The organism is Shinella sp. CPCC 101442 (genome assembly GCF_024704725.1).
In the GTDB taxonomy this organism is placed as follows: domain Bacteria; phylum Pseudomonadota; class Alphaproteobacteria; order Rhizobiales; family Rhizobiaceae; genus Shinella.
Genome location: NZ_JALIQS010000003.1, coordinates 625,012 through 639,794, shown reverse-complemented (window position 1 = coordinate 639,794; position 14,783 = coordinate 625,012). Strand labels below are relative to the sequence as shown.

Here is a 14,783-nt window from a genome sequence, read left to right as displayed (position 1 = left end):
CGTCCGCCGGTTACTGTGCCGTCTGGAGGACGTAGATCTTGCGCATGGTTTCGAGCACCTCGAAGCGCACTTCGGTGGCCGGCGGCAGGATGTAGCTTTCGCCCGGGCCGAAGGTTTCGACGGAGCCGTCCGGATTGGTGAGCGCCACCTTGCCCGAGACGATGACGGCATATTCGGTGCCGTTGGGGTAGGCGAGCATTTCGGCATAGGGGGTGCACTGCCAGGTGCCGATCACAAGCGATCCGTCGGCGCTTTCGAAATGCACATCGCCCATCTCTTCGGCAAAGCCGGCCAGAATGGCTACTGCCGGTACGACACTGCACGTTTCCAGAGCGTTGAGGCCGACGCCGTCGCGGCCGAGCTTGATGACTTTCGACATGGTGGTTCCTAACCTTCGTTGAAGCGTTTCCCCGCTCTTGCAGGGCTTGCCCGTATTTGGCTTGGGGCCAGAAACGGCGGAATACGCCAAAAGGGTAGGTGGCCGGCGCCGCTCTCTGGCAACGTGCGAAAACGACGGCGGGGCTGGAACATTCGCGTTCCAGCCCCGTCGTCCGGGAGAAAACCGTTGGTGATGCTTTAGCTTGCGATGAGCGCCGCGCCCTTCGGGCTATAGGCCGAGAGCTTGCCGCGATAGGGCTTTGGCAATGGCGGGGCGAGGTCGCCGCGCTTGGAGGTCTTCAGGCCCATGCCGACCAGGGCTTCGGCCATCTTCACCGCTGCCGCTACGCCATCGATGACGGGCACCTGCAATTTTTCTTCGAGGTAGCGCACGAGATCGGCCATGCCGGCGCAACCGAGCACGATGGCGGACGACTGGTCTTCGGCGAGCGCCCGTTCACATTCGGCAAGGATGGTGGCGCGGGCGTTCGACTGCGGATTTTCCAGGTCCAGCACGGCCACGTCCGTGGCGCGCACGCGCCGGCAGTGGTGCTCCATGCCGTAGCTGCGCACGAGGTGCTCGGTGATGATGCGCGTGCGCTCGAGCGTCGTCACCACGGAAAAGCCGGTTGCGATGAAGGTGGCGGCGTGCATGGCCGCCTCGGCGATGCCGAGCACCGGCGCATCGGTGATTTCTCGGGCCGCCATCAGGCCCGGATCGCCGAAGCAGGCGATGATGTAGGCATCGGCCCGCGGACCATCCAGGATTTCGTCGACGAGGCCGAGCACGCTCATCGCCTCGTCGAAATGCCCCTCGATGGAAGCCGGGCCGGAGAGCGAGGTCGCGGCGATGATTTCCGTACCCGGCGCCGCCACCTCCCGGCCGGCCTCCGCGATAAGGTCGGTCATCGAGCGGGTGGTGTTCGGATTGATCAGCTTGATCTTCACGATGTCCTCGCTGGGCTGCCTGTGCGGCCAATATTGTATACTATATTATTTGGTATTGTATTTTTTATGCGTCTGTCAATCCGGCTGTTCGCACGCGAGCGATCATACACAGAGAGGGCAGTGTCGAAAGCGCGTCCTTGATGCGATTCCGGCATATGATGATGAGCATTGTCCGGCAAGGTTTGTGGTTGATGACGCAGATTTTATATACGAATCTGTTGCTGTAGAATTTCTATCATTGTACACAATTTTTGTGATCCGGGAGATCGCGACGCTGGTCGGGCGCTGCTGCAGAGTGGACGTCGCCGGCCCAGCCAACACCCAATGGGAGGGGAAGCATGAAACAGGCACTTCTTTCGATCTGCGCAGCCGCACTTGGCCTGGCCGCAGCAGGCTCGGCCTCGGCCGCAACCACGCTCGAAACCGTCAAGGCCCGCGGCAAGCTCGTCTGCGGCGTTTCGCTGGCGACGCCGGGCTTTGCCGCACCCGACGACAAGGGGCGGATGCAGGGCTTCGACGCCGACATCTGCCGCTCGATCGCCGCTGCCGTCTTTGGAGACGGCGACAAGGTCGAGTTCGTCCCGACCAACATCAACACGCGCTTCCAGGCGCTGCAGTCTGGCGAGATCGACGTTCTCTCGCGCCAGACGACGCACACCTTCTCGCGCGATGCATCGCTCGGTCTCGATTTCGGCCCGACGGTGTTTTATGACGGCCAGGGTCTGATGGTGCCGAAGTCGCTCGGCGTTTCCAGCGCCAAGGAACTGACGGAAGCGGCGATCTGCACCCTGCCGGGCACCACGACGGCGCAGAACATTTCCGACTTCTTCCGCGCCATCAACGGCAAGTTCGAGCTCGTCGTCTTCGAAAGCCCGGACGAAAACCGCGCCGCCTTCTATTCCGGCCGCTGCGAGGCCATCACGTCCGACCGTTCGGACCTTGCCTCGATCCGCGCCGTCGCCAACAACCCGGCCGACTACATCGTGCTGCCGGAGACAATCTCCAAGGAGCCGCTGGCGCCGGCCTTCCGCCAGAACGATTCCCAGTGGGGGGATATCGTTTCCTGGTCGGTCTGGATGCTGATGGCCGCCGAAGAGAAGGGCATCACCCAGGCGAATGTCGACGAGAAGCTGAAGAGCGAGGATCCGGACGTACAGCGCATGCTGGGCGCCACGGAAGAGCTCGGCAAGATGCTCGGCCTCGACAACAAGTGGGGTTACAACGTCATCAAGAGCGTCGGCAATTACGGCGAGGTCTTCGAGCGCAACGTGGGCGAGGGCACCAAGCTCGGCCTGACGCGCGGCCCGAACGCGCTGTGGAACGCCGGTGGCCTGATCTACTCGCCGCCGATCCGCTGATCGCTTCTTTCGAGGCGATCACCCGGGCGCGCGCATGGCGGTGCGCGCGCCCACTTCCTTTCTCAATGTTGGCGGCGAGGATTCATGGCTTTCCTTCATGACATGCGCTTTCGCGCCTATTTCTACCAAATTGTCGCGATCGGCTTCGTAGCCCTCGTCGGCTGGACCATGTTCGCAACGGCGAGCGGCAATCTTGCCAAGCAGAACATCGCGACCGGCTTCGACTTCCTGACGCGGCCGGCCGGCTTCGTCATTACCGAGTCGGCCATCGCCTTCGAGGCGACCGATACGGTCGGTCGGGCCATCCTCGTCGGCATTGCCAATACGGTGAAAGTCTCGCTGCTCGCGGCCATCTTCGGCACCGTGCTCGGCCTTGGCGTGGGCATTGCGCGCCTGTCGCACAATCCGCTGCTGGCACGTCTGGCGCTCGTCTATGTCGAGCTTCTGCGCAACGTGCCGCTGCTGCTCTATCTCTTCCTCTGGTATTCGCTGATCATCCTGATCCTGCCGCCGGTCAAGCAGGCGTTCCATCTGCTGCCGGGCGTCTATCTCTCCAACAGCGGCCTCGTCGTGCCGGCGGCCCTTGTCGAAAGCGGCGGACTTGCGCTGGTTGCCTGCCTTGTCGGCGGCGCGGCGGCAGCGCTTGTCATCCGCATCACCTCCACCCGCCATCGCGTGGCGACCGGCCGGTCAAACCACGGCGGCCTCATCGCGCTTGCGGCACTCGTCGTGCCCGTGCTGCTGCTGTGGCTGGCGAACGGCGTCGTGGTGAACTGGGATTTCCCGACCGCCGGAAAATTCCGCCTGACGGGCGGGCTGCATGTGCGGCCGGAATTCGTCGCACTGCTCTTCGGCCTGGCGCTCAGCGTTTCGGCCAACGTCGCCGAAATCGTGCGCGCCGGCATCCAGGCCGTCGACAAGGGGCAGTGGGAGGCGTCGGCCGCACTCGGGCTTTCGCGCGGCAAGGCCATGCGGCTCGTCGTGCTGCCGCAGGCGCTGCGCATCATCATCCCGCCGCTCACCAACACCTATCTCACCGTTTTCAAGAACAGTTCGCTGGCGATTGCCATCGGCTATCCGGATCTCGTCATGGTCTCCAACACCGTGATGAACCAGACCGGCCAGGCGATCGAGACGATCGCGATCTTCATGGGCGTCTATCTCGCGCTGTCGATTGCCATCTCGCTCCTGATGAACTGGTACAATGCGCATGTCGCGCTGAAGGAGCGCTGATATGGCCGACGTCCAGATGCTTGTTTTGGCCCCGCCGCAGCCGGCGCCGACTGCCCAGCGTTTCGGCAAACTCTCCGCCTATTTTGGCACGCCGGGCAATACGATCATCAGTATGCTGTCGATTGCCGGCATGTTCTTCATCGCCAAGCTGGCCTTTGGCTGGCTGGTGATCGATGCCGTGTTTTCCGGCGCAGGCGAAGCCTGCAAGGCGGCGAGCGGTGCGTGCTGGCCCTTCGTTGTGCAGAAGCTGCGCTACATGGTCTTCGGCTTCTATCCCTATGAAGAGCAGTGGCGCCCGCTGCTGGCCCTGCTGCTGCTCTTCAGCGTCTGCGGCGTCTCCATGGTGCCACGTTTCTGGAGCCGGAACCTGCTTCTCGTCTGGATCGTCGTCATTCTGCCTGTGCTCTATATCCTCATGGCCGGCGGGGTGTTCGGTCTCACGCCGGTGGCGACGACGAGCTGGGGCGGCCTGCCGCTCTCCTTCATGCTCTCCTTCGTCGGGCTGACGCTGGCGCTGCCGCTCGGCATCGTTCTGGCGCTGGCGCGCGCTTCCAACCTGCCGGCGATCCGGGTGCTTGCCGTTGGTTTCATCGAGATCGTGCGCGGCGTGCCGCTGATCAGCATCCTCTTCATGGCGACCGTCATGCTGCCGCTCTTCATGCCCGATGGCGTCACTATCGACAAACTGGTGCGTGCGCAGGTGGCGATCATCCTCTTCGCGTCGGCCTATATCGCCGAGATCGTGCGCGGCGGCCTGCAGGACGTGCCGGCCGGCCAGGTGGAGGCCGGCAAGTCGCTCGGCCTGCATTACTGGCAGGTGATGCGCAAGATCGTGTTGCCGCAAGCACTGAAGAAGGTCATTCCGCCGATGGTCGGCCTGTTCATCGGCTTCTTCCAGGATACCACGCTCGTCACCATCGTCGGCCTCGTCGATTTCCTCGATACGGTGCGCGCGGCGATCCGCGATCCGGAATGGCAGGGCATCGCGGTGCTGGAAGGCTATCTCGTCGCCGCTGCCGTCTACTTCACCTTCAGTGCCCTGATGGGCGCCTATAGCCGCTTCCTCGAAAGATATTTCAGGACGACCCATGCCTGACACGACCGTCATCCGCAACGCCCACACCGTCGTTGTCTATGATCCGGCGACGGGCGGGCATGCCTATCTCAACGATGCCGACGTCGCCTTCGACGAAACCGGTTTCGCGCATGTCGGTGGCCGCTATGACGGTTCTTTCGTGCGGGAAATCTCCGGCCGCGACCGCATGGTCCTGCCGGGCTTCGTCAATGTGCACAGCCATTCCGGAGAGGAGCCGGTTTCCAAAAGCCTGTTCGAGGACCAGGGCACCGCTGCTCTCTGGGGGCAGGCGATGTACGAATATTCCTCGCTCATCGAGATCGGCGACGACGCCGTGAAAGCCGCGTTGACGGTCATGCTCGGCGACCTCCTGCGCAGTGGCGTCACCACCTTTGTCGATATTGCCGGCCCGCATGAATGCTGGCTGCCGACATTGGCTGAAAGCGGCGTCCGCGCCTATGCCGCTCCCGGTTTCCGTGAAGCGGCCTGGCATGTGGAAGGCAGTCACCGCCTCGATTTCCATTGGGATGCGGTCCGTGGTCGCGAGGCCTTCGCCCGCGCGCTGGAGACTGTCGATGCGGCGCAGGCGCATCCCTCCGGCCGTCTAGGCGGCATCGTCGCGCCCGCACAGGTCGAGACCTGTTCGCCCGAGCTGTTGCAGGCGGCGGCGGAGGCTGCGCGCAGCCGCAAGGTGCCGATCACCATCCATGCCGCCCAGACCATGGCCGAGCATGAGGAACTGCTGCGCCGCCACGGTCTCACCGCCGTGCAGTATCTCGAGACGCTCGGGATCCTCGGTCCGGATCTGATCCTCGGCCATTGCATTTTCACCGACAACCATTCCTGGACGCGACAGCGCACGGTCGACGATCTCGGCCGTCTCGCGACCAGCGGGACCAGCGTCGCTCATTGCCCCGTCACCTTCGCGCGCAGCGGCATGGTGCTGCAATCGGTTGGCCGTTACCGCCGCAGCGGCGTGAATGTGGCGCTTGGTACCGACAGCTATCCCTTCAACATGCTGGAGGAGATGCGCACCGCGCTGATCAACGCCCGCATTGCCGGCGGCACGGTGTTCGATGTCTCGACGGCCGATATTTTCGACGTGGCGACGCTGGCCGGCGCCAGGGCGCTCGGCCGGAGCGACATCGGCCGCATTGCCATGGGCGCCAAGGCGGATTTCTCGCTTGTGGATCTCAGGCATCCCGGCATGCAGCCGGTCTACGATCCCCTGCGCAACCTGCTGCATTGCGCCGCCGAGCGCGCGGTGTCCGCTGTCTTCGTCGACGGCGCCTGCGTGATGGAGAACGACCGGCCGACGCGGGTCGACTACGACGGCGCGCTTGCGGAATTGCAGGCCGTGCAGGATTTTGCGGTGCGTCGCCTGCAGGCCAACGATCCGCGCGGGCGACCGGTCTCGGAACTCGCGCCGCTTTCGCTGCCGGTGCTCTCGCATCCGTGATGCTGCGGATCGCCAAGGCGGAAGGGAAGCCCTATGATGACTTCCCCGATCCCTGAGCCGGTTTCACCTTCGATGCATCGACGCCTGACCTTTCTCCGATCCCCTGCTGCTCTTGCCGGCGGCTGGCTGCTGCTGGTGGTGCTGTTTGGCCTCTATTCGGTGACAAGCCACCGGCAGGTGCTGGATCAGGAGGTGTCGGAAAGCGGCCGCACGCTGCAACGGATCATCTCGCAGCGCGTCGCCCAGCACGATGCGCATCTCACGAGCCTCAGCGCGCTGGGCCTCGCCCGCGCGCAGCCGTCCGAGGATTTCGGCCCTGTCGCGGGGTCGATCCTGCGTTTCTACCCACGCATCGTCGCCATCGATCTTGTCAGCGTGCGTGCGGCCGAAGAGGCCGGCGTAGTGAGTTCGGCGACGTCGGCGGACGGTACGACGTCCGACCCCATGCAGGTCTTCAAGGCGGTGGAGAAGCTGACGCCCGGAAAGGCCGTCTATGGCCCGGATGCCAAGCCCGGCCATTACCGTCTGATGAAACGCATGGACGACACTTTGGCTGTCAGCCTCGATATCGACGGGACGAAACTCGTCGAGGGCGAGGAACTGCCGCGCTGGGCGTTGCTGACGCTTTCCACGGCGGAGGGGCCGTTGCTGGAAGAGGGCGCCACGTCCTCTGGGGAAACCTCCCTCCTTGCCCGGACCATCAGCTTCGACGTGCCGATCGTCAGCGCCACGCAGCCCTTGCGGCTTTCCCTGCAACGGCAGGTCACGCTGGCACAGTTGCTTCCGCCGCTGCCCTTCGTCTCGTTTGCGGCCGTCTCTCTTCTGGGGCTCGTTCTCGTGCGCTCGCTGCTGCGGCACCGGCAGGATGCCGCCATCGCCCGCGAGGCGGCGGAAGCGGCGTCCCGGCGCGAGGCGCTTCGCCAGCACGAGACGAAGCTTGCCCATGCGCTGCGCATCAACAGCATGGGCGAGATGGCCTCCGGCATCGCCCATGAACTCACCCAGCCGCTGACGGCGCTGCTCAGCCAGAGCCAGGCCGGCCGGCGCATCGCGGCGGCGAACGGCCTTGCGGATACGCCCATCGACACCGTGCTCGCCGCCAACGTATTGCAGGCCAAACGCGCCGCCGACATTCTGGTGCGCCTGCGCGCCTATGTCGGCAAGAGCGCATTGGAGGCGGGCATACACGATCTCTGCCGGCATGTTGCCGACATCGTCGCGCTCTCGCGCATCGATCTCGACCGGCGCGGCATCACGCTCGATATCGATCTGCCGGACGCCCCGGCTCTGGCCCGGATCGACCCCGTCGAGATCGAGCAGGTTATCCACAATCTCGTCCGCAATGCCGCCGATGCGGTGGAGCAGAGGGAGAGGGCGGATGGCCGGGTTGTCGTATCGCTGAAGGATGCGGGGGCGAACTACCACATCACGGTGACGGACAATGGCACGGGCATAGCGCCCGACATCCTGCCGCGGCTTTTCGAGCCGTTTTTCTCCAGCAAGGCCGACGGTATGGGGTTGGGGCTCAGTCTCTGCGAAAGCATCGTCGAGCGTTTCGACGGCAGCATTTCCGCCGAGAACATTGCTGGCGGCGGCGCGGTCTTCACCGTGCGATTGCCGGCGGCGCCGGAAACGGCAAAACGAGAGGAAGCAGCGGAATGACGATGGCGCCGGTCTATCTGGTCGACGACGACGAGGGGGTGCGCAGCGCGCTTTCGCTGCTGCTCGGTACCTATGGCATTCGCATCGAGACCTTCGGCGATCCCACCGCCTTCCTCGCGCGGGCGCCAAAACTGAAACCCGGCGTATTGATGCTGGATCTGCGCATGCCGGCCATCACCGGCCTGCAACTGCATGAAAGGCTCGGTGCCATCGGTTGCGACTGGCCGACGATCATCTGCACCGGCCATGGCGACGTGCATGCCTGCCGGCGGGCTTTCAAGGCCGGCGTCGTGGATTTCCTCACGAAGCCGATCGACGAGCAGGTTTTGATCGAAGCGTTGCAGCAGGCGTCGGGCGCCCTCGATGCGCGGGCCGAGCGGGCGGAGGCGGCGCAGCTGGTCGCCCAGCTGACCGACCGCGAGCGTGAGGTGCTGGACATGGTGGGCCGAGGCTGGTCGACACGGGAGATCGCGGAAACGCTGGAACTTTCGCCGCGTACGGTCGATACGCATCGCGCCAACATCGCGCAGAAGCTGGGCACGACGTCGGTCGCGGAGTTCGCGCGCCTTTCCCTGATCGGGCAGGCTCCGTAGTCCTACGGACCCCGCTCCGTCCGTCCACCGATACCGGAAAGGGAAGAAATCTCCGAAAAGAAGGACGTCGCCGCAACGAGATCCGAGCGGCCCCAGATGGAGATCAACATGAAGACGTTCGTAGCCGCTGCCTTTGCCGCCCTGACGCTTGCTGGCGCCGCCCAGGCCGAGATCCTCACCGAGCGCAACATGCCGCTCGACATCGCCGTCGAAGCTGCCGATGCCGCCGTCAAGGCCTGCGCCGCCAAGAAGTTCAACGTGACCGTTGCCGTCGTTGACCGCGCCGGCGTGACCCGCGTCGTCCTGCGTGCCGACCGCGCCGGTCCGCACACGCTCGACAGCGCCGTCCGCAAGGCCTACACCGCCGCCTCCATGCGCACGCCGACCCAGAAGATCGCCGAGAATGTCGGCAAGAACCCGGCCGCTGCCCAGCTCGTTTCGATCGAAGGCCTGCTCGTGCTTGCCGGCGGCGTTCCGGTCAAGGCCGGTGAGGAAACGATCGGCGCCATCGGTGTCGGCGGTGCGCCGAGCGGTGATATCGACGACGAATGCGCACGCGCAGGCATCGACGCCGTCAGCGCCAAGCTGAAGTAATCCTGTCGAAGGGCTCCGGCTTCCATGCGGAAGTCGGAGTTTTCCTGCTGTCAGGTATTGCGGAAAAGTGCTGTGAAATCGACGCGTGTCGGCTGCTCTTCAAGGTCGATCTGCGCCTCGATGTGGCGCAGGTGGTGATCCATCAGGCTTGCCGCCCGCTTGGCATCCTTGCGTTTCAGCGCATCGATGATTTCGGCATGTTCGCCATGCGAACAGGGTACGGCGCCGGGGGATTCGTAAAGCGCGATGATAAGCGATGTGCGTGAGACGAGTTCCTGCACGAAGTCGCGCATCACCACATTGCCGGCCATGTTGGAAAGCTCGAGGTGGAAATCGCCCGAGAGCTGGACGCGGCGCTTCTTGTCGTTGCGCGCCACCGCATCGGCTTCGGCTTCCACCATGTCCGTCAGCTGGCGGATGTTTTCCTCCGTCACGGTCAGCGCCAGTTTTTCGATCAGCAGGCATTCGATGCCGCGCCGGGCCTCGAAAACCTGCCGTGCCTCGTCGATTGAGGGGCGCGCGACGAATGCACCCTTGTTGGGGATCAGTTCGACCAGCTTTTCATGTGCGAGGCGCTGCAGCACCTTGCGGATGATGGTGCGCGACACGCCGAAGGCGCCCGCCAGCGCGTCTTCCTGCAAGGGCGTTGCGGGGCGCAGACGGTGATTGATGATGGCGCTGTAGATCTCGCCATGAATATGCTCGTCGGTCGGACCCGTCCGTTTTCTGGATTTCGTGGCCGAAGCGCGTTCGCTGGCCGTTGTCTTCGACGCCTGTTCCATCGCCTCTCCCTCGATCGGCGGCCGCTCCGCCTCGGCCAACCGTTCTATAGCCATGCTGTTTTCGTTCACTACCCAAGTAAAACTTGAAGGTGATGTCCGGCTGAGCACAGCAATACAAGACGACTGCCACGATCCGCAACCGGCACGGCGGGCAGTGTGTACGGTATTTTCGCCAATTGCCGGGATTCCCGGTATCAAATGGGTCGTTTTAACGGCCGCGCAACGGTTTTTCGCTCAGGAACCGGTCTTGACGGCCGGCGGATCGGCATAACCTGCGGCGATCTCGTAATGCACGAGGTCCTCCGGCTTCTTCAGCACGAACTGGCGGTCGGCCACGATGTAGTTGTCGGCGTGCAGGCGAGCGATCGGCTGGTAGGTCTCCGGGCGCACATAGCGGCCGCGTTCATCCAGGCACTCGTCGCGTACATGCATCTGCACGACCTCGCCGAGCACGATGGTGCGGCGCTCGTATTCGATCGTGTGGGCGACGCGGCATTCCATGGCGCAGGGCGCCTCCTGGATGCGGGGCGGCGCGACCTTGACCGAGGGCACCGGCGTCAGACCGGCAAAGGCGATCTCGTCCACGTCGGAGGGGAAGTTGACGCCGGTGACGATCATCTGGTTGGCGATCGCCATGTCCACCATATGCACGACGAATTCCCCGGAACGGCGGATATTGGCGACCGTGTCCTTCAATCCGCCGTTCGGGCGCATCTGCATGCCGAGGATGACGAGCGGCGGGTCCTGCGAGAAGACGTTGAAGAAGCTCATCGGCGCCGCATTGTGGCAGCCCTCGCCGTCGATGGTCGTCACGAGCGCAATGGGGCGGGGAGCGACGAAACTCACCAGCAGGCGGTAGCGGTCCTGGGCGGGCAGTTGCGCGAAATCGAATTCCATGGGGTCCCCTCGGGTGGCGGCCTGTGCGATGGTGCCGGCGGGCCCGGACAGGAGCGCAGGCGATCGGGTGGGCTATGCCGTCGATTTATTGCTGGCATTCGATGGAAATATTGTCAACAATTTTGTACACAATGCGAACGTAGAGTTGTTTGGCGAATGGAGAGGGACTGACATGGACAAGCCGGATGTGCTCCTGCGCAATGTGACCGCGATGACCGTCGACGGGGAGCGCCGCGTCATCGAGCGGGCCTGGATCGCCGTTTCGGGCGATCGCATCCTGGGGATCGCCTGCGAGGACGACACGCCGCCGCCGGAGGGTGCAAGGGAGATCATCGACGGTACCGGCATGGTGGCGATGCCCGGCCTCATCGATTGCCATTCCCACGCCGGCCATGGTCTCATCCGTGCTGCCGGTTATGGCGATGTCGACCGCTGGACCGAAGTCTGCGAGGGTGTCTATGCCCAGGGCTCGACCCCGGATTTCTGGCGCGCCGAGGCACGGCTGACCATGCTCGAACGGCTGATGGCCGGCGTCACGACAGGCATGACGCTGCTCGGCGGCGGCGCCGATATCATCCGCACCGACGATCCGGCCTTCGGCGATGCCCATTGCGGAGCAACGGCGGAATCGGGCCTGCGCACCATTCTCGCCGTCGGCCCGCGCCGTCCGCCGTTCCCGCGCAGCTTCCGCCGCTTCGACAATGGGCCGGTGCGCGATGTCGCCGTTACCTTCGAACACCAGCTCGCGGTCAGCGAGGACCTCATCACGCGCTGGAACGACGTGCTCGGGCGTGGCACCGGCGTGTGCCTGATGATGCCGGTCTACAATGCGAAACAGATCGAGGATCCGGCCGACCGCCAGGCGATTACGGCGATGGGTGAGGCCGTCATGGCGCTGCGCGAACGGCTCGGCGTGCTCTTCACGCAGGATGGCCACCGCGAGGGGTCGATTGCGCTCGCCCGCGATTTCGGCCTGCTCGGCCGCTTCGCGCTGCTCGGCCACAGTGTGGACCTGACGCCGGAGGATTTCGAGGCGCTGAAGGAGACGGGGGCCTCGATCATCCACAATCCAAGCGCCATCATGTCGATCTATGGCCGCTGCCCGGTGCCGGAGCTGCTGGATGCCGGCATCAATGTCTGCATCGCCTCGGATGCCTCGGCGCCGGATCGCGGCTACGACATGTTCCGCCATATGGCGCAGGCGATGCATTATCACCGCCGCCACTTCCGCGATCCCGCCTATCTGCCGCCCGGCAAGGCAATCGAACTGGTAACGATCGATGCCGCCCGGGCGCTCGGGCTGGAGAACGAGATCGGCTCGCTGGAAGCGGGCAAGAAGGCGGACATCATACTCGTGGACATGCGCAAACCCCACCTCTATCCGCCGGGCATGCCGGTGCTGCGCATCGCGCATTTCGCCAACGCCGCGGATGTGGACACGGTGATGGTCAACGGGCGCGTGCTGATGCGCGGCCGCAAGGTGGCGCATCTCGATACGGGCGACATCATGGAAATGGCCGCCGTCGAACAGAGGAAAGCCTTCGAGCGGGCAGGGCTGGAAGAATGCCTTTCGGAACCCGCCGGCTACTGGCGCAACACCCGCTACGAGTCCGTAGCACAATAATGAAAAGGGGCGGCCAAGGCCGCCCCCGATCGTTGTTTACAGGATGAAGTCGCCCTTGACCAAGTCGATGGTCTTGTCGAGGCGGAGCGCGAAGTCGGCCTTGCCGTCGCCGTCCACGTCGCCGTAGACGAAGGTATCGCCGCTCTTGTGGAAATAGCGAAGCTCGCCTGCCTTTTCGGAGAATGCCTTGTCGCCGATGAAGGTGAAGGCATCGTTCTTGCTCGTGGCATCGCGGGCGTCGATGCCGGACAGGTGGATCCGGTCGCCTTGCTTCTGCGAGAAGTCGTAGATCATGTCCCGGGCGCTTGAGGTGCTGTCCTTTTCGCTGGTGAAGACGAACGTGTCCGCGCCCGAACCGCCATAGAGCTTGTCGGCACCGGCACCGCCGTAGAGCTTGTCGTTGCCGCTGTCGCCATACAGCTTGTCATTGCCGGCTGCGCCCTTGAGGATGTCGTTGCCCGCACCGCCGGCGATGCTGTTGGCCTTGGAGTTGCCCGTCAGCGTGTCGACATGGGACGAGCCGGTGAGGTTCTCGATAGAGGAATACCGATCGCCCTTGGCGTCGCCGGTGTTGATCGAAGGCTTGGTGAGGCTGACGGTGACGCCCGCCTTCGCACCGGCATAGGAGGCCGTATCCGAGCCCGAACCGCCGTAGAGCGTGTCCGCGCCGGTGCCGCCGATCAACGTGTCGTTGCCATCGGCGCCGTAGAGCGTGTCGTTGCCGGCATAACCGTAGATCTTCGTGGCGTTATCGCCCCCGGTCAGCATTTCGCTTGCCGAGGTGCCCTTCAGAACCGGCGCGTCGGAGACGGCCGACAGGATGAACTTGCCTTTGATGGAGCTGTTGTAGCCGGCGATGTCGAGGAAAACCTTGCCGCTGCTCGTCGCCGTAAACTCGACGACGGCGACCGAATCGGAATCCGAATCGATCAGGTTGCCATTCGCGTCGCGCAGTGCAAGCTTCAGGCCGTTTGCGCCTGCGACGTCGCCGGTGCCGCTTGCCGTGAAGCGATAGGTGACGCCCGACTTGACGGTGAAACCGTACCAGTCGCTGTCGGCCTCCACGTCGATCTTGCCGGTCGTCGAGCGGCCGACGAGCAGGCTGCGATCGGTGTTGACGTTGTTGAAGACGGTGTCGAGGCTGGGATTGGAAACGATGTATCGGCCGATGTCACTGGCATCCGTGACATCGACAAAATAGGTCCCTGCGCTTTGGGCGGTGAATGTGACAAGGCCTGTGGCGGAGTTATAGTTCGTGCTGCCCGCAATCTTGTTGCCATTGGCATCACGCAGATAAATGTCGCCATCCGGAAGGCGGGAAGTGCCCGTGCCCGTGACCTTGAATGCATAGCTGATGCCGGCCTTCAGGCTCACTTTGAACCAGTCGGAATCGCCCTGCACGTCGATAGCACTCGTGATGCTGGCACCCGTGCCCAGTGCGGCGGTTGTGGAGATGTTGCGCAGGATCGTGTCGTTGCCAAGCCAACGGAGATTGTAATTGCCAACCTCGCCGTTGTCGCGGATGTCGATAAAGTAGGTGCCGGTCTGCTGGGCGGCATGGGAGATTGTGTAGGTGCTGTCGTTGTAGTTCGTGCCGCCGGCAAGCTGGGTGCCATTCGCATCGCGCAGGATCAGGTCCGCATCGGGCAGCGATGCGTTGCTACCATCGCCGGAGACTGAAAAACCATAGTCGAGACCGGCCTTGAGGCTGATCTTGAACCAGTCGGAATCGCCTACGACATCCACGGCGCTCTTGACGGTCTGCCCCTGCGATAGCGTCGCCGTGGTGTTGGCGTCGCGGCGGATCGTATCGCTGCCGAGCCAGACGAGGTTGTAATTTCCAATGTCGGAGCTGTCCTTGACGCCGACGAAATACGTGCCGCCATTGGTGGCCGAAAAATTCACTGTTACCGTGTTCGAGGAATAGTTCGTGCCGCCGACTAGTACCGTACCGTTGGCGTCATGGAGCGTAAGATCGGGGTTGGTCAGTGACGAGCCGTCACCGGAAAGTCGGAAACCATAGTCGAGGCCGGCGGAGAAACTAGCCTTGTACCAATCGCTGTCACCCGCGAAGGTCAAGGTACCGTTGATCGCTTGGCCTTTGCCGATGGTTGCGTTGGTCGAGGTGTTGCCGGGAATATCAGACATAATGAACTCCTAAAAATCGACATGAGATCCTG

General features: G+C 63.7%; 13 protein-coding genes. 8 read left to right on the top strand and 5 right to left on the bottom strand.

What is annotated here, in order from left to right:
- Positions 1–10: 10 nt before the first annotated feature.
- Together MUO32_RS13605 and MUO32_RS13600 are read right to left on the bottom strand one after the other, a co-directional pair.
- Positions 11–379: a cupin domain-containing protein gene (locus MUO32_RS13605; protein ID WP_257948840.1), complete on the bottom strand. Its 369-nt coding sequence runs from the start codon at positions 377–379 to the stop codon at positions 11–13.
- A gap of 197 nt (positions 380–576) precedes the next feature.
- On the bottom strand, positions 577–1,326 hold the full coding sequence (locus MUO32_RS13600; RefSeq protein ID WP_257948839.1) for an aspartate/glutamate racemase family protein: 750 nt from the start codon (positions 1,324–1,326) through the stop codon (positions 577–579).
- Positions 1,327–1,664: 338 nt separating this feature from the next.
- Here MUO32_RS13600 and MUO32_RS13595 point away from each other — a divergent pair, with 338 nt between their 5' ends.
- The 7 genes from MUO32_RS13595 (at position 1,665) to MUO32_RS13565 (ending at position 9,300) form a co-directional block, all read left to right on the top strand.
- The gene (locus MUO32_RS13595) at positions 1,665–2,684 is read left to right on the top strand and encodes an amino acid ABC transporter substrate-binding protein (RefSeq protein WP_244759522.1); all 1,020 of its coding nucleotides are present in this window, start codon (positions 1,665–1,667) and stop codon (positions 2,682–2,684) included.
- Positions 2,685–2,768: 84 nt separating this feature from the next.
- Positions 2,769–3,917 (top strand): amino acid ABC transporter permease, encoded by a 1,149-nt coding sequence (locus MUO32_RS13590; RefSeq protein ID WP_257948838.1) that lies wholly within the window; start codon positions 2,769–2,771, stop codon positions 3,915–3,917.
- A gap of 1 nt (position 3,918) precedes the next feature.
- Positions 3,919–5,013: an amino acid ABC transporter permease gene (locus tag MUO32_RS13585; protein WP_257948837.1), complete on the top strand. Its 1,095-nt coding sequence runs from the start codon at positions 3,919–3,921 to the stop codon at positions 5,011–5,013.
- A complete protein-coding gene (locus MUO32_RS13580) occupies positions 5,006–6,451 on the top strand; it encodes an amidohydrolase family protein (RefSeq protein WP_257948836.1) in 1,446 nt (481 codons plus the stop codon). Before MUO32_RS13585 ends, MUO32_RS13580 begins: the two co-directional genes overlap by 8 nt.
- A gap of 33 nt (positions 6,452–6,484) precedes the next feature.
- Positions 6,485–8,113: a sensor histidine kinase gene (locus MUO32_RS13575; protein ID WP_257948835.1), complete on the top strand. Its 1,629-nt coding sequence runs from the start codon at positions 6,485–6,487 to the stop codon at positions 8,111–8,113.
- A complete protein-coding gene (locus tag MUO32_RS13570; RefSeq protein ID WP_257948834.1) occupies positions 8,110–8,706 on the top strand; it encodes a response regulator transcription factor in 597 nt (198 codons plus the stop codon). The genes MUO32_RS13575 and MUO32_RS13570 overlap by 4 nt, the downstream gene beginning before the upstream one ends.
- Positions 8,707–8,814: 108 nt before the next feature.
- On the top strand, positions 8,815–9,300 hold the full coding sequence (locus MUO32_RS13565) for a heme-binding protein (RefSeq protein ID WP_244759516.1): 486 nt from the start codon (positions 8,815–8,817) through the stop codon (positions 9,298–9,300).
- A gap of 50 nt (positions 9,301–9,350) precedes the next feature.
- On the opposite strand, the gene MUO32_RS13560 is transcribed toward MUO32_RS13565, so the two are convergent.
- Positions 9,351–10,136 carry a GntR family transcriptional regulator gene (locus MUO32_RS13560; protein WP_257948833.1) on the bottom strand — a complete coding sequence of 262 codons (786 nt, stop codon included), beginning with the start codon at positions 10,134–10,136 and terminating at the stop codon, positions 9,351–9,353.
- Between the two features lie 180 nt (positions 10,137–10,316).
- Complete coding sequence (locus tag MUO32_RS13555; protein WP_257948832.1) at positions 10,317–10,979, bottom strand: flavin reductase family protein; 663 nt, start codon at positions 10,977–10,979, stop codon at positions 10,317–10,319.
- Positions 10,980–11,151: 172 nt separating this feature from the next.
- Between MUO32_RS13555 and MUO32_RS13550 the strand changes: the two genes are divergently transcribed.
- A complete protein-coding gene (locus tag MUO32_RS13550; RefSeq protein WP_257948831.1) occupies positions 11,152–12,603 on the top strand; it encodes an amidohydrolase family protein in 1,452 nt (483 codons plus the stop codon).
- 36 nt (positions 12,604–12,639) lie between these two features.
- Here MUO32_RS13550 and MUO32_RS13545 read toward each other — a convergent pair whose 3' ends face one another.
- The gene (locus MUO32_RS13545; protein ID WP_257948830.1) at positions 12,640–14,751 is read right to left on the bottom strand and encodes a pre-peptidase C-terminal domain-containing protein; all 2,112 of its coding nucleotides are present in this window, start codon (positions 14,749–14,751) and stop codon (positions 12,640–12,642) included.
- Between the last annotated feature and the right edge of the window lie 32 nt (positions 14,752–14,783).